Origin of the sequence: Pseudotabrizicola sp. L79 (genome assembly GCF_036553525.1) — a bacterium.
Classification (GTDB): Bacteria; Pseudomonadota; Alphaproteobacteria; order Rhodobacterales; family Rhodobacteraceae; genus Pseudotabrizicola.
On sequence record NZ_JAZHDA010000055.1, the window covers coordinates 27,233 to 49,137 of the forward strand.

Sequence of the window (21,905 nt, forward strand, 5' to 3'; positions counted from 1 at the left end):
TGGCCCGGCTGAACTGGTCATTTTCAAGGGAGAGTTCCGTGAGAAATTCAAATTCCTCCAAATCGGACGGTTCGAAAGCGCCTCTCAAACGCCCGCCAGCAAAAAGGCATCTAACCAAAATGTATGCGTTGGAAAGACATACGCAAGGAACCCTCGTCTCGCCGCAGACGCAGACAGAGAGCCTTGAGATCATGTCCTTTCTGGGCGAGTTCAGTGACGAGCTAGAAGATGCCCTTGGTATCATGGCGCCGAACGCCCACCTCCGGATGGTGCTGCATCTTTTAAAGGGCAGTTTCGAAGCGAAGACTGTCACCCCTACGTCGATGATCAGCGCAAGCCGGGTGCCCTATGCAACGGCAAACCGCCGCATGAAAGAGATGATCGATGAGGGCCTGATCGATATGCGGCCCCGGACGAGAACGGGCAAAAGCTTTTCTATGCATCCCAGCGAAAAGCTTCTGTCACAATGGATGCAACTGTCCAGCCGGTTGCGGCGGCTTGCGGCCGCGCGCTTTGGTGTTGGGACGGACACACAGGATAATCGCGACTATTACTTCGGCGGCAGCTATGCGTCGGCGCAGTCTATTCCCCCCCTGCGTGTCCGCGCCGAGCCCATTAAAGTGTCCGGCGGTATTCGCGTGCTTGTTCACGGCGATCCGACATTCATGGTTATGGAGAACTTGAAGCGACAGTTTGAGCAGGTGATTGGCACTGACATCAGTCAACGTGCTTTCTCGATTGACCGACTGCGCGAAGAGGCGCTGCGAAACGCAAAACGCGATCGCAGCCGGTATGATATCATTGCGGTCGACTTGCCCTGGATCGGAGAATTCGCCGAAAAGGGCGTCCTTATGCCGCTTGAGCAGGTCATGGATTTGTCCCGGCTTGATCCGGCTGATTTCCATACTGCCGGCTGGAAGGGCGGACATTGGGATGGACGAGCTTACGGCGTGCCAGCCCAAACGACGCCCGAGCTTTTGTTTTATCGCCGCGACCTGTTCGCCGAGGCAGGGTTGGAACCCCCCGCCACGACTGATGCGCTGCTTCAGGCCGCACGCAAGCTGCACGATCCGCGACGCGGACGCTATGGGATTGCGTGGAATGCCGCACGCGGAACCGCACTGGGCCATACGGTTTTGATGACCCTTGCGGACTTTGGCCAGCCGATCCTGAACCTGCCTAAGATTGCAGGAGGCTTTGATACGGAGCTTTTGGCCAAAGGGGGCTACCGCGCAACGATCAACACCGATGTGGGCCTGCAGGCGGCAGAGTTTCTCATGGAGCTTTTGAACTATTCTCCGCCCGACATTCTGTCGATGTCCTGGTATGAACGGGTCCGCCCCTATGCAGCTGGCAACATCGCCATGGCCTATGGCTATACGTTGCTTGCCCCCTATTTCGAATTGGACGAGTCATCGCCAGCCTATCGGCAGACTGGATACCTGCCTCATCCCGCTGGTCCCGGCGCCAGCCCTGTCGCGCCAGTCGGCGGCTATGTCATGGGTATTCCAGCGAATCTGGCGCCGGAACGCATCCACGCGGCAGTCGAAGCTCTGACTGTGTTCACATCAGCCGAAGCCCAAAAGCTTTTTGTGCAAAATGGCAGCCGGACCAATCCCCGCTATTCCGTAAGCTCTGATCCAGAGGTGCGCCGTACCTCGTCAATTTTCGAGGCCGTGGACGGCATGTCCTGGCGTGACGAACTTCAGTTCTGGCCAAGACCACCGGTGCCCGAAATCTGCGACATCATCCAAATCTGCGGTGAGGAATTCCACGACATGTTGCGTGGGATCGTGACCCCGCGCGAAGCCCTGCAGCAAGCCCAAGACAGGGCAGATGCGCTGATCCGACAATCCAAGACAAAGTGACCTGAGGAGGAAATCACATGGACCCCAATCGCCTGAAAGGGAAGAATATTCTGATCACCGGTGCCGCGCGCGGCATGGGTGCGGCCAATGCAGAGGCCTTTGCTGCGCAAGGTGCTAATGTATGCCTTGGGGACCTCGATCTGGGTGAAGCGCAAAAACTGGCCGATCAGATCAATGCCGCCGGAAATGGCAAGGCGATTGCGGTCAGAATGGACGTGACCAAGCGCGAAGACAACGCGGCAGCGGTTGCGGCCACGGTTGCCGCCTTTGGGTCAATCAACGTTGGTCTGTTCAACGCTGGTCTGAACAAACCCCGGTTCTTCATGGATATTGATGAAGCCAACTGGGACATGATCATGAACGTCAACACAAAGGCCATGTGGCTGGGCATGCAGGAAGCCGCCCGCCAGATGATTGCCCAAGGCCCGATGCCAGATCACCCCTACAAGTTGATCAACGTCGGTTCTATCGCCAGCCGTAAGCCACTTGTGGATGTGACAGTGTACTGCACATCGAAATACGGCTGCCTTGCGCTGACCGAATGCGGTGCGCTGGGTCTGGCGGAACACAATATCACCGTGAACGGCTATGCGCCCGGCGTGGTAGTTACCCCGCTGTGGGAACAGTTGGACAAGGACCTTGTCGAGATCGGGTTCAAGGAACGCGAAGGTCAGGCCTATGACGATATCGTGGCCAATAACCTTGTCATCAAACGCGTCTCTTACCCCAAGGATATCATCGGCACGGCCACATTCCTTGCGTCTGACGACAGCGACTACATGACCGGCCAGATGATTTCCATCGATGGTGGCTGGGTCACCAAGTAAGCCCGCGAACCCCTGAAATTCTGCAACACAACGGGCGCGCATCGCTGCACCCGGGAGGAGACTTCTTATGTCACGCGCCTTGATGCCAAACTTGCTGACACCTCAGGATTTGGAACCAAACTGGGAATGGCGGGAACGCCTTCCCGCTTGGGGCCATTCGTCGGTCGACTTTGAACGCCGGATCGACCATGACCGTTTGCGCCGCTATCGCCTTGCGCGCACACGGCAGGCGCTTCAGGCCTCGAACGCGGGCACCTTGCTACTGTTTGATGTAAATAACATCCGCTATGTCTCGGCCACCAAAATCGGTGAGTGGGAGCGAGACAAGATGTGCCGCTTTTGCCTGTTGACTGGCGACGACAGCCCCTATGTATGGGACTTCGGCTCGGCCGCCATGCACCACAAGCGCCACTCTGACTGGCTGGAACCCGATCACTGTCTTGCCGGGGTGGTTGGCATGCGCGGCACCATCCCGCCAGAGTTTGGCCTGATGCAGAAATACGCCAAGCAGATTGCAGGCCTTATCCGCGATGCCGGCATGGCCAATATGCCTGTCGGTGTGGATTATGCCGAGACCGCGATGTTCCACGCCCTGCGCGAAGAGGGGATCAACGTTGTCGATGGACAGCAGATCATGCTGGCCGCGCGCGAGATCAAGAACTGGGACGAAATTCAGCTTTTGACGCAGGCTGCGGCGATGGTCGATGGCGTCTACCACATGATCTATGAAGAGTTGAAACCGGGCGTGCGCGAAAATGACATCGTCGCCCTGTCCAACAAGATGCTTTATGAAATGGGGTCTGACGACGTCGAGGCGATCAACGCCATTTCTGGCGAACGCTGCAATCCGCATCCGCATAACTTTACCGACCGGCTGATCCGCCCCGGTGATCAATGCTTCTTTGACATTCTGCAAAGCTATCAGGGCTACCGCACCTGTTACTATCGCACCTTCAATGTGGGCCGCGCGACGCCATCGCAGAACGACGCCTATGTCAAGGCGCGGGAATGGATTGACGCCTCAATCGCGATGATCAAACCGGGGGTTACCACAGACAAGGTCGCGGCCGTCTGGCCCACGGCTGAAAGCCTTGGTTTCCCAAATGAAGATGCGGCCTTTGGTCTGCAATTCGGGCACGGTTTGGGCCTTGCCTTGCACGAACGCCCGATCATCAGCCGCGCGATCAGCATGGAACACCCGATGGAGATCAAGACCGGCATGGTGTTCGCACTGGAAACCTATTGCCCGGCATCTGACGGATATTCTGCCGCACGGATCGAGGAAGAGGTTGTCGTCACCGAAACCGGATGTGAGGTGATCAGCCTGTTCCCGGCTGAAGAGTTGCCAATTTCAAATCGGTACTTCTGATGCGCAACCCCTTCGATCTGACGGGTCGAAAGGCATTGGTCACCGGTGGGGCTACTGGCATTGGCAAGGGCATTGCCCTTGGCCTTGCCGCCGCCGGTGCCGATGTCGCATTGACCTATCGCAGCCACGAACCCCACGAAACCTTGACCGAGATCCGGGCCATGGGCCGAACTGCTGCGGCGGTTCGAGCGGACTTTACGGATATGGATGAGGGAGCTGTTGCCGACGTCATCCGGTTTGCGTCTGACCGGTTGGGCGGGCTGGATATTCTGGTGAACAATGCAGGCATTATTCACCGTGAAGCCTCGACCGATATGCCCTTGGATGACTGGCGGCGCGTGCTTTCGGTCAATCTGGATTCGGTCTGGCTTTTATCGCAGGCCGCTGGCCGCCAGATGGTGGCACAAGGCGGTGGCAAAATCATCATTGTGGCCTCGGTTCTGGGGTCGCAGGGGGGGCTGCGCGTGCCGGCATATACCGCCAGCAAACATGCCGTAATCGGACTGACCCGGGCCCTCTGCAACGAATGGGCAGGTCAGGGTGTCAACGTCAACGCCATCGCCCCCGGCTATACCGCAACCGACAATACGCAGGCGCTTCGGGACGATCCAGCTCGGTCAAAAGCCTTGCTGGAGCGTATTCCGGCAGGCCGCTTTGCAGAACCGGCTGAGATCGCTGGCGCTGCTGTTTTTCTGGCTTCAGACGCGGGTTCCTACTGCCATGGCAGTGTGGTGACGGTGGATGGCGGCTGGCTTGCCCGTTGAAAGGGAACACATGGAACAGACACTTGCAGGAAAAACCGCGCTTGTAACCGCCGCCGGAAACGGAATCGGGCGTGCCTCGGCGCTGGCGCTGGCCGGACTGGGCGCCACCGTCGTCGCCACAGACATTGACGACGCAGCTGTGGCAGATGTTGCCAAGGGCGCGGTGCAGATCACGGGCCAGCGGCTGGATGTGCTTGACCCGGCAGCCGTCGCGAAATTGGTGGGCAACTTGCCACCCATCCATATTCTTGTGAACTGCGCGGGCTGTGTCCATGACGGCACGATCCTTGACTGCGACGATAGCGCTTGGGACCGGTCCTTTGACCTGAACGCCAAAGCCATGTTCCGCCTGACCAAAGCCGTTTTGCCCGGCATGGTCGCCAATGGCAGCGGGTCGATCATCAATATAGCTTCGGTCGTCTCAAGCCTGAAGGGCGCGCCACGGCGCTTTGCCTATGGCGCGTCCAAGGCCGCGATCATCGGCATGACCAAGGCCATCGCCGCCGACTTCGTGAAAGAGGGCATCCGGTGCAACGCGATCTGCCCGGGCACGGTGGAAAGCCCGTCGCTGAAGGGCCGCTTGGCCGCCACCGGCGACTATGCTGCAGCCCATGCCGCCTTTACCGCGCGCCAGCCCATGGGGCGTTTTGGCACCCCGGACGAGATTGCCGCGATGGTCTGCTATCTGGCCGGGGATATGGCGGCCTTCACCACAGGTCAGGCTTTTGCCATTGATGGCGGGTGGTCGATATGAGCGGGCTCAACCGTGCGGCCTCAATCGACGATCTGCGCACAATAGCCAAGCGCCGCATTCCGCGATTTGCTTTTGATCTGGTTGATGGAGGTGCGGAATCGGAACGCAATTTGCGCCGCAACGTCGAAGCCTTTGAAGAGGTGGAATTGACGCCACGCTATATGGTTGATGTTTCACAGATCGACACAAAGGCGACGATGTTCGGGCAGACCTACAACCAGCCCTTTGGCATGGCCCCCATAGGGATGTTGAATGTCTTTTGGCCCGATGCTGACCTGACATTGGCCCATCTGTGTAAGCGTGAGAACATTCCGTATGTGGCCAGTTCGGCCTCTTCGACAAGGCTGGAGAGTCTGGCCGAGGCAGCAGATGGTAATGGTTGGTTCCAACTCTATGTCTCGAGCAACAAGACCGTCACCGAAGGCTTGATATCGCGTGCCGAGAGTGCGGGCTATGACGTCTTGATGGTCACGGCAGATGTTCCGGCGGCTGGCAAGCGCGATAGGGATATCCGCAATCAGCTTAGCGTGCCATTTCGGTTCACACCGGAGGTGATCCTGCAACTGGTGAGCAACCCGACATGGGCGCTGGCAAGCCTGAAACACGGAAGACCGAACATCGCAAACTATGCCGATCTCTTGCAAGGCGCGACATCCTATGCCGACGTCCAGAAAACCCTGATTACCCCGGGGTTCACATGGGACGATCTGGCCCGCCTGCGCGCACGATGGAAGGGTCGCCTGCTTGTGAAAGGGGTGCTCCACCCTGATGACGCCCGTCGCTGCGCCGAGGTGGGCTGCGATGGGATTGTCGTATCGAACCACGGCGGTCGGCAGGTGGCTTTTGGTCCCCCTACGATTGAAGCCTTGCCGCCGATAGCCGAGGCCGCGGGAGGCCGGATGAAAATCATTCTGGACAGCGGCATTCGTCGCGGCGCCGATCTTATTCGCGCCAAGGCTCTGGGTGCAGACTTTGCGTTTGCTGGCCGCGCTTTGGCCTATGGCGTCGGCGCTGGCGCTGCGCGTGGTGCCGATCGTGCCATGGAGATCCTAAAACTGGAACTCGTGCGCGCGCTTGGGCAATTGGGGGCAACCTCATTCGATACGGTGAGGCTGCCAGATGTGACGAAGCGACCGGCGCACAGATAGATGCCTGTCTGGTCTACCCCGATTTAACCTTTTCCGTCGTTAGATCTGGGACACTGAAAAATCTAAGCTTTGCGGTGGAGGCAAGCCTATCGTTTGCCTTCATCCAGCCCAAACCATCAGTGCGTCACGATCGATGGCGCGCGCGATTAGCGATTGATGCAAACCACGCGTGGCTGGGTCATATCCTCATAGGCAAAGCGTACGCCTTCGCGGCCAAGACTGCCATATTTGAACCCGCCAAAGGGCATGGCATCAAAGCGGTAGTCTGAGGAATCGTTCACCATCACACCCCCCGCCTCAATGCGGTTGGTCGCCTCGAGTGCCAAAACAAGGCTCGAGGTAAAAATGCCCGCATGCAGGCTGAAATCGACAGCATTCGCCATTTCAATTGCGTCATCGAAACTGTCGAAAGGCTCTAGCGTCACGACAGGGGCAAAAGCCTCTTGGCACCACAAGGCTGCATCATGTGGAACCGCTTCCAGCACTGTCGGCACATAAAGCCCCCCGTCGCGCTTATGACCCGTCAGCAGACGTGCACCCGCGGCCATGGCGCGGGCGACCAGCGCCTCCACGCCTCGCGCCGCCGCTTCGGTGATCATAGGGCCGACATCGGTCGCCTCGTCTTGCGGATTGCCAGCACGCAAGGCGGAGGTTTGGGCCACGAATGCTGCGCGGAAGGCATCGTAGATCGGGCGCTCGATCAGGATGCGCTGGGTGCCGATACAATTCTGACCTGCCGCCCAGAATGCACCCGACACACAAGCCTCAACCGCTTTGTCAAGCGCTGCATCGGCCATGACGATGACGGGTGCATTTCCGCCAAGGTCCATGGCAAGCTTTTTCAGCCCGGCGAGGCGCGAGATGGCCTCGCCCGTCTTGAAACCCCCGGTAAACGAGATCATGCGGATTGACCGCATTGCGACCAGCGCCGCGCCAAGGTCGGGGCCACCGACGACAGGCGTGACAACCTCGGTGGGAAGCCCTGCCTCGATCAGGACATCTACCAAGGACAGCGCGGACAGCGGTGCCAGCTCCGAAGGTTTCAGGATGACCGCATTTCCCGCGGCAATGGCCGGGCCAAGTTTGTGTGCCACCAGATTAAGGGGGTCGTTGAAGGGGGTTATCGCAAGGATAATGCCCAAAGGCTCGCGCGTGAACCAGCCCATCCGGTTTTCTGAACCTGCATAGGCATCAAAGGGAATAACCTCGCCCGCACCGCGCTTGGCCTCTTCGGCAGAAAGTTTCAATGTATTGATGCAGCGCGTGACCTCTTTTCGGGCCTGACGGATCGTCTTGCCTGCCTCAGCCGTGATCTGGCAGGCAAAGTGTTCGGATCGCGACTGAACAAGGGCCGCAGCGGTTTCCAAAATCTGCGCACGTCGATACCGTGGAAGAGCACGTGCGAGTGCCCGCCCCTGCTCTGCCCGGACCATGATCTGCGGCACATCAGCGGCGGTTGCCAGTAGAACGTCACCAACAATCGACCCGTCAAAGGGGTTGAAAACCGCACAGGTCGCAGCCTCAGCCAAACTTTTGCTCATCAAGGCAGTCATGAAATGCATCCCGTCTTGGGCCGGTCAGCCAGCTCACCATGACGGCGAGGGCCCAACCAGCGCGATCAGATGAAGGGCCCCGAGACAAGGTGATGTCGCGGAACTTGGGGTCAGAGGCAGGGGCCGGCACCGTTTGGATCAGGCGATGGCCTTTTCCCGGGTCAGTTGATCCATCACTTCGCGCACGGCTGCTTCGGCGATGGTGATGATGGCATCAACATCTTCGCGCGTGGTGACAAGCGGCGGCGCAAAGCCCAGAATATCGCCATGCGGCATGGCACGGGCAATCAGGCCACGCGACCGGGCGGCAGCAGATACCTTTGCGCCGACTTTCAGTGCCGGATCAAAGCGTTGTTTCCGGTCGCGGTCAGCCACAAATTCAAGCGCCGCCATCAGCCCGACGCCGCGCACTTCACCGACGATGGGCAGTTGCGCGAATACCTGACGCAAACGTTCTTGAAAATATGCGCCCGTGGTGCGGGCATTGCCGGGCAGATCCTCGCGCTCGACGATGTCCAGAACGGCATTGGCACAAGCTACCCCGATGGGGTGTCCGGAATAGGTATAACCATGGCTGAAGGCGCCAACGCGGTCAGCCCCCTCCTCGATCACCTTATAGACCTTTTCACCGATGATGGCCGCCGACAGCGGCACATAGGCCGAGGTCAGGCCCTTGGCGACGGTGATCAGGTCAGGCTCGATGTCATATTTGTGGCAGCCAAACAGTGCGCCCGTGCGGCCAAAGCCTGTCACCACTTCGTCAGCGATCAAGAGCACGTCATACTTGCGTAGCACCGCCTGAATTGCCGACCAATAGCCCGCAGGCGGTGAGGTAATACCGCCGGTGCCCAGAACCGGCTCGGCGATAAAGGCCCCAACCGTATCAGGCCCTTCGCGCAGGATCATCGCCTCCAACTCTGTTGCGCGGCGGGCCGAGAACTGCTCTTCGCTTTCCCCCGGTTCGGCCCCCCAATAATGGTGCGGCGCGCCGGTGTGGCGGATCAGACCCATCGGCAGGTCCATATGGTCATGATAAAAACTCATCCCGGTCATGGACCCGGAAACCACCGAGCAGCCGTGATAGCCACGATCCCGTGATATGATCTTCTTTTTCGCCGGCCTTCCGCGCAGATTGTTGTAATACCAAACAAGTTTCGCTTGCGTCTCGTTTGCATCAGAACCGGACATGCCATAGAACACCTTGCTCATCTTGCCCGGCGCCATGCGCACAAGGCGGTCGGAAAGAATAGCAAGCTGATCGGTCGTATGGGCGGCGTAGGAATGATAGTAGGCCAGTTGGTGCGCCTGTTTCGAAATGGCCTCGGCCACCTCGTCGCGGCCATAGCCGATGTTGACGCAGTACAGCCCGGCAAACCCATCGATATAGGTGTTGCCCTTGGCATCCTGAATGCGGATGCCTTTGCCGCCAGTGATGATGGTCGGATCCCCTGCCTTGCCGCTGGCATAGTCTTTTGCTTGGGTAAAGGGATGCAGCACGCTGCCACGGTCCATCTCGGCGATCTGGGAAAGGCTGTGATCCATCTGCAGCTCCTTTGGAATTGGATTGGTTGGAGAATACCGTTTCCAATCAAAGTTTTTCGTCGTAATTTCGGGTCGAGACGCAGGATTTCTGCAAATAATACGCCGAAGGCAAAGGAAAACTGCGAATGTCACTGGACGCCATCGACCTGAAGATCCTGCGCGTCCTGCAGGATAACAACCGCCACTCCAGCGAAAAACTTGGCGAGATTGTCGGCCTTTCCCCTACGGCCTGCCAGCGTCGCCTCAAGCGGTTGCGGGACGACAAGGTGATTGAGGCCGATCTTTCCATCGTCTCGCCAAAGGCGGTGGGGCTTGGGTTGATGACACTGGTGCATGTCACGCTGGAGCGGGAACGGGCGGATATCATCGACCGGTTCAAGGCTGCAATCCGCGCCACACCGGAAATCATGACTGGGTATTACGTCACCGGGGATTCTGATTTCGTGCTTATGGTCACGGCCCGCGACATGGAGGATTTCGAACAGTTCACGCGGCGCTTTTTCTATGAAAACCCCGATATCCGGGGCTTTAAGACCATGGTGGTGATTGACCGCGTGAAAGCCGGTTTCGCGCTGCCGATCAGCTAGGCGTTCAAGCCTGCAGGATCGTGCCCGCCTGCGGAAATTGGGCGTGAACATAGGTGGCAATCGCCGTATCCTGCACCCCTGTTCCGGTCAGATCGCAAATCGTCACATCTTGTGCGCGCTGCCGCCCAGTTTTTTGCCCGATGATCACCTCGCCCAGTTCTGACGGGCGGCCCTTGTTCCAGATCCCTGCGGCCAAAGCCGCTTCCAACTCGCCCGAGACTTCGCATTGGCTGACGCGGTCGCAGATATAGGCATCTGCGGCCATCAGTGCCTTGGGGTCTATCTCGGATTTGCCGCTTTGGTCTGACCCCATGGCGGTGATGTGCAGCCCCGGGTGCAACCATTCGGCTTGGATCAGCGGCTGGCGCGACGGCGTGGTGGTCACCACGAGTTGGGAGGAGCACACCAGCGTTTCGGCACTGTCCACTGCCTCAGCTTCGATCCCCAACAGCGCCGATAGATCGGCTGCGCAGACCCGCGCCTTGTCCTTATCCCGACCATGGACCAAAAGGCGTTTGAATGGCCGCACCAGATAGGCCGCCTGCATCTGCAACCGCGCCTGCACCCCTGTGCCAATCACGCCTGCTGTTTCGACGACCGCCAGGGCTAAGTGCCGGGCCGCCACAGCCCCAGCAGCAGCGGTGCGGATATCGGTCAGATATCCATTGTCGAGAAACAGCGATTGCACCAGCCCGGTTTGGGCCGAGAACAGGATCATCAACCCGTTCAGGCTGGGCAGGCCAAGCAGGGGGTTGTTGAAAAACCCGGGGCTGACCTTGATCGCAAAGCCGTCAAAGCCGGGGATATAGGCGGTTTTCACATCCACCTCGCCGTGGGCAGCGGGCAGGTCCATGGACAGGATCGGCGGCATGACCACACCACCTGACGCCAGCGCGGCAAAGGCGGCCTCGATCACATCGACTGTGGTCAGGTCAAGTGACACAATGCGCCGTAGCTCCGCTTCGGTGACGATCTGGATGTCATGCGCCATGGGGTCTGCCTTTCAGGAAAATGTCGCCGATCCGCAGGTCGCGTCCCGCAACGATATCGGCAAAGGTCGTCATATCGGTGTTGCGCCCGGTCAGGATGGTTGCGCTGGGTCCGGTCAATGTGACCGCCCCAGTCATCACCGCAGCCAAGCCCACGACAGCGCCTCCTTCGGCCACCATTCGGTCATGTGTAAACAAATCCCGCATGGCATCGCGAATAGCCACCTCAGGGACCAGCACGACCTCGTCCAGAAGGTCGCGGCAGAGTGCAAAGGTATGCCGGTTTTCCAGCCCAATCCCGCCGCCCAGACTGTCTGCCAATGACGGGTATTCTGTCACCATAACCGGATGACCCACAGCCAGTGAGGCCTGCATCGCTGCGCCACGATCCATGGAAACGCCAATGATGCGCAGATCGGGTTTGATAGCCTTGGCGGCCAGCGCCACCCCGGCGGCAAGACCACCGCCCGACAGCGGCACCAGAAGCGTCGTCAGATCAGGACGGGCCGCCAGGATTTCCAGCCCGATAGTCCCCTGCCCTGCGATCACGCGCGCATCGTCAAAGGGTGGAATTTCCACAAGCCCTTCGGCAGCGACAAGGCGCAGGCTTTCCTCGGCCGCGTCATCCTGAGAGCGGCCAATGATCCGCACTTCGGCGCCCAGCGCGCGGATGCCAGCCACCTTGGCCTCAGGGACCAAGGCCGACATGCAGACGACGGCCCGCATCCCACGTTTGTGCGCGGCATAGGCAATGGCACGGCCATGGTTGCCGGTGGAGCAGCAGACCACTCCGGGCGTGCCAGTCGGCAAGACGGAAAGTGCATTCAACGCGCCGCGCAACTTGAAGGCGCCCATGGGTTGGGTGGTTTCCAGTTTGAGCAGCATTTCTTGCCCAAGACCGGGAATTTGTGAGGGAACCATCGGTGTGCCATCGGCCTGCCCGCGGATGACACCGGCGGCGGCCATGACATCAGCAAGGGTCAGTTGGTCAGTCGGCATCCTTGACCGCGCGCAGGAATTGCTGTGTCCGCTCTTTCTGTGGATTGGTAAAGAATTGCTCAGGCCCGGCCTGTTCTTCGATCCTTCCCTTGTAGAAAAAGCAGATGCGATCCGAAATATCGCGGGCAAAGCCCATTTGATGGGTCACCATCAGCATGGTCAGATCATGTTCGGCCACCAAGGTGCGGATGACTTCGGTCACTTCGCCAATCACCTCGGGGTCAAGCGCCGATGTCACCTCGTCAAACAGCATGATCCGGGGCCGCATGGCCAAAGCGCGCGCGATCGCGACGCGCTGCTGCTGACCACCAGACAGCCGCGACGGGTGCTGATCCTTCTTTTCAAGCATGCCCACCATCGCCAGCAGGTCTTCGGCCCGCGCCCGCGCCTCGGCTTTGGACAGGCCCAGCACCTGCACCGGCCCCTCCATGCAATTTTGCAGCGCAGTCATGTGCGGGAACAGGTTGAAATGCTGGAAACACATGCCGATTGAGGCCCGCATCCGCCGCAGATGCGCTTCGTCAGCCGGGACAAGCCGCCCGCCCCGGGCCATGTGGGTCAAAGGCTTGCCATCAACATAAATCACGCCGCCGTTGATCGTTTCCAGTGTCATCAGCATGCGCAAAACTGTGGTCTTGCCCGACCCAGAAGGCCCGATGACCGACACCATCTCGCCCCGCTGGATATCAAGGTTCAGGTTGTCCAGCACGACAAGCTGGCCATAGCTCTTGGTTACGTTCATGAAACGCACCATCGGGCAGTCGCCCTCGGGCAGTTCCAGTGGATAGGCGGAAAGGTCCATGGTTCACAGTCCCAGTTTGCGGCGCAGCCGACGTTCGCCCAGACGCACAAGTCCAGCCGTGGGCAGCGACAGGGCAAGGAAGATCACACCGACAAGCGTATAGGGTTCCAGAAAGCGATAGGTTTCCGAACCAATCGAGTTTGCGGCTTGCATCAGTTCGGTCACCCCGATCACCGACAGCATCGGCGTGTCCTTGAAGATGCCGACAAGGTAGTTGCCCATCCCCGGCATGGCGTGCGGCAGGGCCTGCGGCAGAACGATGCGCACATAGCTGTCACGTGTGGTCATGTTCAGAGCGCGGCAAGCTTCCCATTGACCGCGCGGCACAGCTTCGATCCCAGCGCGATAGACCTCGGCCAGATAGGCCGAATAGTGCAAGCCAATGGCCGTCATGCCCGCAACCCAAGGAGACAAGGTGATACCAACCTGTGGGCCGACATAGAAGATGAAGAATATCTGTACGACCAAGGGTGTGGATCGGATGAACTCCAACACCTCGCCCAAGACGGCACGGGGCAAGCGCCATGGGCTGCGCAGGGCCAGCGCAAAGACCAATCCCAGCACCATAGCAATGGCATAACCCACACCGGCCGCCATCAGCGTGTTAAGGGTCGCGCGCAAAAGCCGCGGCAGGATTTCAAACGCAAAATCCCATTTCCAGTCAAATTTCATGCCCGCCCGAGCCTCCGCGCCATCACCTGTTCCAGCTTTCGCATCGCAGGGGTGATCAGAAACCGGGCCAAGAGGTAATAGATCAGAAGAGCGGCCCCAAAAGCTTCGGCCGAACGAAAGGTGGCACCGTTGATTTGCTTGGCGACAAACATCAGATCGGGCACCGAAATCAGGGCAACCAATGCAGTGCCTTTCAACAGTTCGATCATCAGATTGCCCCATGGCGGCAGCATCAAAACCAAAGCTTGCGGCAGGATGATCCGCCTCATCCGTTTGGCCGGAGACATGGACAGCGCATAGCCTGCCTCCCATTGCCCTTTCGGCACAGCCTGAATGGCGCCGCGCACGATCTCGGCCCCGTAAGCGCCGACATTCAGACCGACGGACAAGAAACCGGCCTCGAATTTGGGCAGGCTGATCCCAAGCAAAGGCAAAACAAAGAAGATCCAGTACAGCTGAACCAACAGCGAAGTGCCGCGAAAAAGCTCGATATAAAGGATTGCAAGGCTTCGGACCGGCCAAAGGGCAGACAGCCGGCCAAGGCCCGCACCAAGCGCCGCAACGCAGGCAACCAGAGCGGCAAGGACGAATTGGGCGCTGGTCACCAGTGCGCCATCGAATAGCCTTGGGCCATAGGTTTGCAGGAATTCCCACATCGCCGGTCTACCCTTTGCTTGCGCGGAAAAAGTGAGGAAGGGGCCGGGCGAACCGGCCCCCAAGGTTCGGCTTAGCGGTTGGCGCAAACCCATTCAGTGGTCTTGTCACCGGGCAGCATCGCTTCGGAATAGCCATACTCGGCAACCGCAGCTAGCATCTCGGCCGAACCGAGGTAGTCTTTCTGGGCTGCGTTGAACCGGCCAACGAAGTCTTGATCGTCCTTGCGGAAGCCCACCCCTGCCCAGTTGAACGAGTCCTCGGGCATCGCCGAGGGATCAACGATCTCAACCGCCCCACCCGAACTGTCGGCCAACTGCTTCATCGTCGGATAGGTGCCTGTCCCGGCATCGGCACGGCCCGCCGTAACGGCCGCAAGGATCTCGGTCGGACCGGGGACGATCATGATCTGAGCCTCTGTCACCCCTGCGGCCTTGGCCGCTTCGATGTTAGAATAGCCAGCCCCAGTCACCAGCGTGGCACCGCTATCCTTGACGCTTGCATAGGTCTCAATCCCTTTGGGGTTACCCGGTGCCACAATGAAACCATCACCGACTTTGGCCATCGGCTCGGAAAAGGCGATGTTTTCGCAGCGCGCCTTGAGGATGTTCATCCCGCCGGTGATGATATCGAACTGTCCAGCCGTCAGGCCGGGGATCAGTCCGCCCCATTCGGTCTCGACAGCCTCGATATTGGTATAGCCCATCTTTGCCAGCACGCCGATAACCTCGGCGTTCACAAAGCCCTTGGGGCTGCCATCTTCGCCCGGATAGGCAAACGGGATTTCATTGGCAAAACCGATGCGAATGGTCTCGCCTGCGGCGATGCGGTCCTCGAGCGGCCCTGCCAGAGCAGCAAAGGCCGAAACGCCAAGCAAAAGGCTTGCCAGCACCGTCGTTGCCAGAGTGGACGTATTCATAATTGAACCTCCTGTTTTGGCGGTGGGTTGCTCATATGATTTTCCGCCTGTTGTACACAACACAGGAATAGATCGGATGCTGTCAAGTATTTTTGCCGCATTTTTCCGGCTTATAGGAATTTATCTTGCCAATTCACAAACTCCGTACTTAATCTTGTGTACAACGCACCATTGAGGGAGAAGCTATGCCTGCGAATAATGCTCCTTTCAGCCAAGCTGAATATGACCGTCGAATCGCGCGAACCCGTGCCGCCATGGCGCAGGCCGGTCTTGACGCGATTTTTGTCACCGACCCATCGAACCAGGCTTGGCTTACGGGCTATGACGGATGGTCCTTTTACGTTCACCAGGGCGTCATCCTGACGATGGAGGGCGAGCCGCATTGGTGGGGCCGCTTTATGGACAGCCTCGGCGCCTTGCGGACATGCTGGATCGAACGCGCGTCGATCCATGGATATGCGGACAGCTACGTGCAATCGACCGTGCGCCATCCAATGCAGGATCTTGCCCGCATCCTGTGTGAGATGGGTCTGGAGCAGGCCCGCGTCGGCGTCGAGATGGAGAACTACTATTACTCGGCCAAGGCTCATTCGGTGCTGGGTGCGGAACTGCCGAAGGCAACACTTGTCGACGCCACCGCGCTGGTGAACTGGCAGCGACTTGTGAAGTCGGACGAAGAAATTGTTTTCATCCGCAAGGCTGCCGCCATTTCTGAAAAGATCGTGCAAACAGCCATCGACCTGTCACGACCGGGCCTCCGCAAGAACGAGCTGGTGGCAGAAATCACCCGCGCAGGACTGATTGGCGTCGGGGAAGATTGGGGTGATTATCCCGCTATTGTTCCGCTGACGCCTTCGGGAATGGACGCAACCGCCGCACACCTGACGTGGAACGGTGCGCCGATGAAGGCGGGCGAAGCGACCTTCTTTGAACTGTCGGGGTGCTACCGGCGCTATCACGCGCCGCTCTGCCGAACGGTCTACCTAGGCCAACCCCCGATCGAGATGCGCCGCGCCGAAGAGGCGCAGATCGAAGGGATCGAGGCTGGTCTTGCCGCCGCCCGCGCAGGCAACCAGACGCGCGACATCGCAGCCGCCTTCATGGATGTGCTGAAGAAATACGGGATCCATCGTGAGGGCCGGATGGGCTATCCGATCGGTCTGTCCTATCCGCCCGACTGGGGCGAACGCACCGCCTCGATCCGGACCGAGGACGAAACAGTCCTCCAACCCGGCATGGTGTTCCATTTCATGCCTGCGCTTTGGATGGAGAGTTGGGGATTGGAAACCACGGAAACAATCTTGATTGGCGAAACCGGCCCAGCACAGGCGCTGTGTTCCGTGGAACGCAAGTTGTTCGTCAAGGAGTAAGCCTTGGACCACATGACCCGCACCCGCGAGATTTTGGGGGAGCTGATCAGCTTCCCCACCGTCTCGTCAGACAGCAATCTGGCGCTGATCGAGCATTTGGCCAACCTTCTGGCCGATGCCGGGGCGCGGGTCGATGTGTTTCGCGACGCCAGCGGCACCAAGGCCAATCTTTTTGCCACCATTGGGCCTGATATTGACGGCGGCATCCTGCTGTCAGGTCATTCCGATGTTGTGCCGGTGGCAGATCAGGACTGGACAACCGACCCTTGGGTGATGACGGAACGTGACGGCAGGCTTTATGGTCGCGGCACCTGCGATATGAAGGGGTTCATTGCCGCCGCCGTCGCCATGGCCCCGCTTTACGCGCAAACGGCCACGGCGCGTCCGATCCATTTTGCCTTTACCCATGACGAAGAGATCGGCTGTCTTGGCGCGCAAGCACTGGCACCCCTGTTACAGGAGCGCGGAATCAAACCACGCGTTGCCATCATCGGGGAACCCACTTTGATGCGGGTGATCGAAGGTCATAAGGGATGCTACGAATATTCCGTGCATTTTACAGGCCTTGAAGGGCATGGTTCCGCCCCCGAGCGCGGGGTGAACGCGGTGGAATATGCGGTGCGCTATGTTTCACGCCTTCTCGAACTGCGCGAAGTGCTGCGCGCACGCGCGCCCGCCGACAGTCGGTTCGAACCCCCGTGGACCACGATCAACACCGGCGCACTGGTCGGAGGGGTGGCGCATAATGTCATCGCGGGCAAAGCCCGGATTGATTGGGAAATGCGTCCGGTCCAGCCCAGTGATGCCGATCTGGTCAGGGCCGAGTTGCATGATTTTTGCAACCATCATTTGCTGCCACAGATGCGCGCCGTAGCCCCCTTGGCCGACATCGTGACCGAGGTGATTGGCGAGGTAGACGGCCTTGTGCCGGTGACCGAGAATGAGGCCCGAGAAATCGCCTTGGCCCTGACCGGGGCTAATGGCGCGGGCCTTGTGCCCTTTGGCACCGAGGCAGGGATTTTCCAGGCCATTGGGATGCAGGCGGTGATCTGTGGTCCCGGCTCGATTGAACAGGCACACAAGCCCGACGAATACCTCGCGCTGGATCAGTTGGCCGAGGGAGTGCGGTTTCTGGAAAGCCTGAGCGATCGACTTCGGGTCGCCCCATGACCGCCTTCTGGCGCGCAGCGCCGGTCGTCTTTCTGCTCTTGTGGTCGGGCGGCTATGGCTTTGCCAAGTTGGGGCTTGAATATGCCGAACCGATGACACTTCTGGCCCTGCGCTATTCTCTGGCCGTGGCCGTTCTGCTTCCCCTCGCGCTGATGATGCGCCCGCACTGGCCTAAGGGCGCAGGCCATTGGACGGCAGTCGCTGTGACAGGTTTTCTGATTCAGGGCGTCTATTTTGGTTTGGCTTATCTGGCGATGAAACAAGGGATGAACGCCGGAACCACCGCGATCATCATGGCGTTGCAACCTGCTCTTGTTGCAACTTTGGCACCGCTGATCGGTGGCAAACGTGGTGGCCGCCTGCTGTGGTTGGGCTTGGGGATCGGCTTTTGTGGCGTTCTGCTGGCGGTCGTGTCAGAAGGCTCACTTGGCCCCAGCCCGCTGGGCGCGGCGCTGCTGGCAGTCGGGGCCTTGGTAGGGATCACGGGGGCCACCCTTTTCGAGAAAGCCCACGGTCGCAAGACCGATCCTGTCGCAGGGGGACTGGTCCAATATGCAGTTGGGTTCACACTGATCGCACCCGTGGCCATCGCGACCGAAAGCCTGACAGTCGATTGGCAACCCGGCCTGATCGTGGCGCTGGCTTGGCTGGTCTTGGGGAACTCGTTGATCTCGATCTCACTTTATATTGCGATGATCGCCCGGGGCGATGTCACACGTATATCGGCACTGATGTATCTTGTGCCACCACTTGCGATGGCAATGGCCTGGGTGCTCTTGGGAGAGCAGCTTCAACCCCTTGCACTGGTTGGGCTGGCCTTGTCGGCCATCGGCGTTTATATCGTGACGCGCCAGACCAAATGAGGCTGTAATGGATGTTCCTGCCGAGGCTTTGCCTACAGCACGCGATCGTTTCGACAGGATGTATACGGTCCTGCGCAATCGCATCTGTCTTTTGGATTATCCCCCCGGAACACGCTTGTCCGAGGAAGATCTTGCTTCCGAGTTTGGCACCAGTCGCACCCCGCTTCGCCGCGTCCTTGTCCGTCTGGAAAGCGAGGGGCTTTTGCAGTCAGTACACGGCGTCGGGACATTTGTTACCGACGTCGAGATTGGGGAACTGGAACAGACCTATCAACTGCGGATGGAATTGGCCGAGCTTTTGGGCGTGCTGGGCCCGAACCCACCTGATCCGGCCCTTTGGGAACGGCTACAGGCGCTGTCGATTGAAGTTCGAGCTCTGGCAAATGTGCCGGACGCGCGTCGCTTTGGAGAGCTGAATGTAGACTTCTTCCATGAGTTTCATGGCATCACATCCAACCTTCCCCTCCGCGATATCTGTGAACGGCTTTTCCTAAAAACCTCGCGCATCTGGCTGAAATCTATGGCTGCCGCGCAAATCGATGTCGCTAAAGAAGTCCGCATTTTTGCCGATGAAATCGACGAAGTCCTGCGCGCCCTCGCCATCGGTGACGTCCGGTCCGCCGCCCTCATCCATCGCACGCATATTTCCATGAGCTACACAAGAATGCGACTTGCATCAAGAAAACTGTGAATCTCGTTATGCTGGCCGAGATCGTAGAAGCTGTCGAGGCGCTGACTGCGCAGAACAACATGTTCCAGTACACCAAGGTGCATTAGTTGCTGGGCGAAGGCAACTTTTTCTTGACCATCAGCGAAGGCCAGTGGAACGGCACCAACAACGCCTTCTACGACCTGTTCCGCATGGAAGATGGGATGATCGTGGAACATTGGGACGTGATCCGGCCCGTCCCGACCGAAGGCCTTGCCAACGCCAACGGCATGTTCAGCGGCTTCGACAACTGACCGTGGCGCGGTCGGTGCCTAAAACCGACCGCGCAATCTGGCGCCCACGGGCCTCAACCAAGCATGTGGGACCATCTCTCGCCTGCGACATGGCTGCGATCAGAGAATGGCAATTGAATGGCCAGACGCTTTGCTGACGGACAATAGAGAAAACCGGTCATTCGCTGCGATGACTTTGAAGGGCAGCTTTGGGCCGTATCTGCCCGTTGGAGCATGCGGTAAGGTTCAGCGACCAAGCACCGGTTAGACCCGAGCCGGCACTTTCCGTGTCCGCCTGGCGCTCTTCGCAATTTCCTGAAACACCCGTGCCGCTTCTACGAAGACCTCGGTGCCCACTGGTCCAGCGGACGCAGTCAACCCTGACAGCTTCCCGACAGGCGCTAGCCTACGATCCGCCCCGCCCCCTTGTATTATCGGCAACGCTTTCCCCTTCCGCGCCCGATCAATCGGCCCAAAATGCCGATCCTCGTAGTAGCGGATGTGTCGCGCCCGGATCGGATACTGTCCCTCGGGCAGCACTAACACCTCATCCAACGGAAACCGCAGCACCTCGTTCGCCGAGATCAGCGGCCGCTCCTCGGAACGCCGGCTGACATTGGCACTGTCCTCCAACGCCCGTACCCGCGACTGGCTTTCGGTCACGGCGGTGATGGTGGAGCGCCCCAAGGCATTCGACAGCACCTCGGCCGTCCGGTCATCCTGCGGTGTCATGTAGATCTGCACACCAGCCCCGCCCTGCAGGGACCTCCGTCCAGTTTCGCCATAGATGTCATCGAGGCCGGGAATGGTTTGGGATATGATGAAGAACCGGCCGCCGAAGCTGCGGATGGTCTTGATGGAAGAGAGCACCAAAGGCTGGCGTCCGAGCTGGTCGAACTCGTCCATCAGGAACATGACGGCATGGGGTTCGTCCGGCCCGGGCTCGCGGCGCTGGAGGGACGCGATGGCATCCGCGAAGAGAAGGCGGACGAGGGGGGCCAAGGTTTTCAAGTGCTCGGGCTGGACGACGATGTAGAGACTTTGGGGATCGCGGCGGAAGGTCGAGAAGTTGAAGTCGCTGGCCGAGGTCACTCGGTCGACCGCGGGGTCGTTCCAAAGTTCGAGACCGGATCCCTGGATGACGGACACATAGGCGCCCAGGGTTTTTTCGGGGACGTCGGCCATCTCGAGGAAGGTACGGGAGACGATCGGGATGTTCGTGGTCTCGGCAATGGCCGTGTAGCTTTTCTTCTTGTCGCCCCCCCCGGCCATGATCTCGCCTGCAAATCCCAAGGTCGGGCGGCGCTGTTCGATGGCGTAGAGGCAGGAGGCGATGAAGAGCCGTTTGCCGGCATTGAAGAAGCTCTGTGCGCTTTCACCTTCCGGGATGAGGAAGAGATCGGCCATCGAGTTCAGCGCGGTGTACTGACGCTCTGCGGAGGGAAGGGCGGCGATCCGGGCAAGCGGGTTGAACCGGTGCGAACCACGTTCCTCATCGAAGGGCGAAAAGTACCAGATGCTGTTCTTCAGCCCGTGCTTGCGGTGGATGGATGTCTTGGCGAAGTTCTCGCCCTTCACGTCGAGGATGATCGCTGAGCCCGAGAAGTGCAGGAGGTTCGGGATGACGAAGCCGACGCCTTTCCCCCGGCCCGTCGGTGCAATCATCATCGCATGCGGGAAACGATCGGGCGGGGACATCACGAAGGGCGCGTCGGATTTCGGGAGGCCGAGCTTGCCGAAGATGAAGCCGTTCTGATCGAGGGTTCCGACCATGTGGTTGCGCTTCAACTCACGGCGCGACTGGAAATGCGCGTCGTCATATTGGTTGAGGCGGCCGCGATGTACCCCGGCTAATCCGACGAGCGTCAGGGCGACCGTCACGGCACCGGTGATGATCAGCGCGCCCTGCAGGACCGAAGGCCGCGCGGCGAGGTCGGCCCAGGCGTAGCGAAGGAACCAGGGGCCTATGGGGCTAAGCGTATCGAGGCTCTCCCGGACGGCAGTGATCACATAGATCGTTGCCAACATGCCGCCGATGTAGAGACCGGTCAGCAGGCCAAGGAGCAGCGCCAGCGGATACCGCCAGGCGGTGTCGAGATTTGAAAGCATGGGT

General features: G+C 59.4%; 21 protein-coding genes. 12 read left to right on the forward strand and 9 right to left on the reverse strand.

Features of this window, described 5'->3' with window-relative positions; all coding sequences use genetic code 11:
- Positions 1-119 precede the first annotated feature (119 nt).
- The 6 genes from V3C85_RS18030 (at position 120) to V3C85_RS18055 (ending at position 6,730) form a co-directional block, all read left to right on the forward strand.
- Positions 120-1,868: an ABC transporter substrate-binding protein gene (locus V3C85_RS18030; RefSeq protein ID WP_331796875.1), complete on the forward strand. Its 1,749-nt coding sequence runs from the start codon at positions 120-122 to the stop codon at positions 1,866-1,868.
- 17 nt (positions 1,869-1,885) lie between these two features.
- Positions 1,886-2,695 carry an SDR family NAD(P)-dependent oxidoreductase gene (locus V3C85_RS18035; protein WP_331796877.1) on the forward strand — a complete coding sequence of 270 codons (810 nt, stop codon included), beginning with the start codon at positions 1,886-1,888 and terminating at the stop codon, positions 2,693-2,695.
- A 67-nt stretch (positions 2,696-2,762) separates the two neighbouring features.
- On the forward strand, positions 2,763-4,064 hold the full coding sequence (locus tag V3C85_RS18040; protein ID WP_331796879.1) for a M24 family metallopeptidase: 1,302 nt from the start codon (positions 2,763-2,765) through the stop codon (positions 4,062-4,064).
- A complete protein-coding gene (locus V3C85_RS18045) occupies positions 4,064-4,828 on the forward strand; it encodes an SDR family oxidoreductase (protein ID WP_331796881.1) in 765 nt (254 codons plus the stop codon). Before V3C85_RS18040 ends, V3C85_RS18045 begins: the two co-directional genes overlap by 1 nt.
- Positions 4,829-4,838: 10 nt before the next feature.
- The gene (locus tag V3C85_RS18050; RefSeq protein WP_331796882.1) at positions 4,839-5,582 is read left to right on the forward strand and encodes an SDR family oxidoreductase; all 744 of its coding nucleotides are present in this window, start codon (positions 4,839-4,841) and stop codon (positions 5,580-5,582) included.
- Positions 5,579-6,730: an alpha-hydroxy acid oxidase gene (locus V3C85_RS18055; protein WP_331796883.1), complete on the forward strand. Its 1,152-nt coding sequence runs from the start codon at positions 5,579-5,581 to the stop codon at positions 6,728-6,730. The genes V3C85_RS18050 and V3C85_RS18055 overlap by 4 nt, the downstream gene beginning before the upstream one ends.
- Positions 6,731-6,876: 146 nt before the next feature.
- Here the strand turns inward: V3C85_RS18055 and V3C85_RS18060 are convergent, their stop codons facing one another.
- Both V3C85_RS18060 and V3C85_RS18065 read right to left on the reverse strand, forming a co-directional pair.
- A complete protein-coding gene (locus V3C85_RS18060; protein ID WP_331796884.1) occupies positions 6,877-8,271 on the reverse strand; it encodes an aldehyde dehydrogenase family protein in 1,395 nt (464 codons plus the stop codon).
- 150 nt (positions 8,272-8,421) lie between these two features.
- Entirely contained in the window at positions 8,422-9,825 is a 1,404-nt protein-coding gene (locus V3C85_RS18065; protein WP_331796885.1) for an aspartate aminotransferase family protein, read from the reverse strand.
- Between the two features lie 125 nt (positions 9,826-9,950).
- On the opposite strand from V3C85_RS18065, the gene V3C85_RS18070 reads away from it, so the two are divergent.
- Complete coding sequence (locus V3C85_RS18070) at positions 9,951-10,412, forward strand: Lrp/AsnC family transcriptional regulator (protein ID WP_331796886.1); 462 nt, start codon at positions 9,951-9,953, stop codon at positions 10,410-10,412.
- Positions 10,413-10,416: 4 nt separating this feature from the next.
- On the opposite strand, the gene V3C85_RS18075 is transcribed toward V3C85_RS18070, so the two are convergent.
- From V3C85_RS18075 to V3C85_RS18100, 6 genes are all read right to left on the reverse strand, one after another.
- Positions 10,417-11,403 carry a cyclodeaminase gene (locus tag V3C85_RS18075; RefSeq protein ID WP_331796888.1) on the reverse strand — a complete coding sequence of 329 codons (987 nt, stop codon included), beginning with the start codon at positions 11,401-11,403 and terminating at the stop codon, positions 10,417-10,419.
- Complete coding sequence (eutB, locus tag V3C85_RS18080; protein WP_331796889.1) at positions 11,393-12,400, reverse strand: hydroxyectoine utilization dehydratase EutB; 1,008 nt, start codon at positions 12,398-12,400, stop codon at positions 11,393-11,395. The genes V3C85_RS18075 and eutB overlap by 11 nt, the downstream gene beginning before the upstream one ends.
- Positions 12,390-13,202 carry an ectoine/hydroxyectoine ABC transporter ATP-binding protein EhuA gene (gene ehuA, locus V3C85_RS18085; RefSeq protein ID WP_331796890.1) on the reverse strand — a complete coding sequence of 271 codons (813 nt, stop codon included), beginning with the start codon at positions 13,200-13,202 and terminating at the stop codon, positions 12,390-12,392. The genes eutB and ehuA overlap by 11 nt, the downstream gene beginning before the upstream one ends.
- A 3-nt stretch (positions 13,203-13,205) precedes the next feature.
- Positions 13,206-13,874 (reverse strand): ectoine/hydroxyectoine ABC transporter permease subunit EhuD, encoded by a 669-nt coding sequence (ehuD, locus tag V3C85_RS18090; RefSeq protein WP_331796891.1) that lies wholly within the window; start codon positions 13,872-13,874, stop codon positions 13,206-13,208.
- The gene (gene ehuC / locus V3C85_RS18095; RefSeq protein WP_331796893.1) at positions 13,871-14,530 is read right to left on the reverse strand and encodes an ectoine/hydroxyectoine ABC transporter permease subunit EhuC; all 660 of its coding nucleotides are present in this window, start codon (positions 14,528-14,530) and stop codon (positions 13,871-13,873) included. The genes ehuD and ehuC overlap by 4 nt, the downstream gene beginning before the upstream one ends.
- Positions 14,531-14,601: 71 nt before the next feature.
- A complete protein-coding gene (locus tag V3C85_RS18100) occupies positions 14,602-15,447 on the reverse strand; it encodes a transporter substrate-binding domain-containing protein (RefSeq protein ID WP_331796894.1) in 846 nt (281 codons plus the stop codon).
- 185 nt (positions 15,448-15,632) lie between these two features.
- On the opposite strand from V3C85_RS18100, the gene V3C85_RS18105 reads away from it, so the two are divergent.
- From V3C85_RS18105 to V3C85_RS18125, 5 genes are all read left to right on the forward strand, one after another.
- Positions 15,633-16,817: a M24 family metallopeptidase gene (locus tag V3C85_RS18105; RefSeq protein ID WP_331796895.1), complete on the forward strand. Its 1,185-nt coding sequence runs from the start codon at positions 15,633-15,635 to the stop codon at positions 16,815-16,817.
- 12 nt (positions 16,818-16,829) lie between these two features.
- Positions 16,830-17,987 (forward strand): acetylornithine deacetylase, encoded by a 1,158-nt coding sequence (argE, locus tag V3C85_RS18110; RefSeq protein WP_331796927.1) that lies wholly within the window; start codon positions 16,830-16,832, stop codon positions 17,985-17,987.
- Complete coding sequence (locus tag V3C85_RS18115) at positions 17,984-18,850, forward strand: DMT family transporter (RefSeq protein ID WP_331796896.1); 867 nt, start codon at positions 17,984-17,986, stop codon at positions 18,848-18,850. The genes argE and V3C85_RS18115 overlap by 4 nt, the downstream gene beginning before the upstream one ends.
- Before the next feature lie 7 nt (positions 18,851-18,857).
- A complete protein-coding gene (locus tag V3C85_RS18120; RefSeq protein ID WP_331796897.1) occupies positions 18,858-19,541 on the forward strand; it encodes a GntR family transcriptional regulator in 684 nt (227 codons plus the stop codon).
- A 110-nt stretch (positions 19,542-19,651) separates the two neighbouring features.
- Positions 19,652-19,813 carry a nuclear transport factor 2 family protein gene (locus tag V3C85_RS18125; RefSeq protein WP_331796898.1) on the forward strand — a complete coding sequence of 54 codons (162 nt, stop codon included), beginning with the start codon at positions 19,652-19,654 and terminating at the stop codon, positions 19,811-19,813.
- Between the two features lie 243 nt (positions 19,814-20,056).
- Here V3C85_RS18125 and V3C85_RS18130 read toward each other — a convergent pair whose 3' ends face one another.
- The gene (locus tag V3C85_RS18130) at positions 20,057-21,901 is read right to left on the reverse strand and encodes a type IV secretory system conjugative DNA transfer family protein (protein ID WP_331796899.1); all 1,845 of its coding nucleotides are present in this window, start codon (positions 21,899-21,901) and stop codon (positions 20,057-20,059) included.
- Positions 21,902-21,905: the final 4 nt, after the last annotated feature.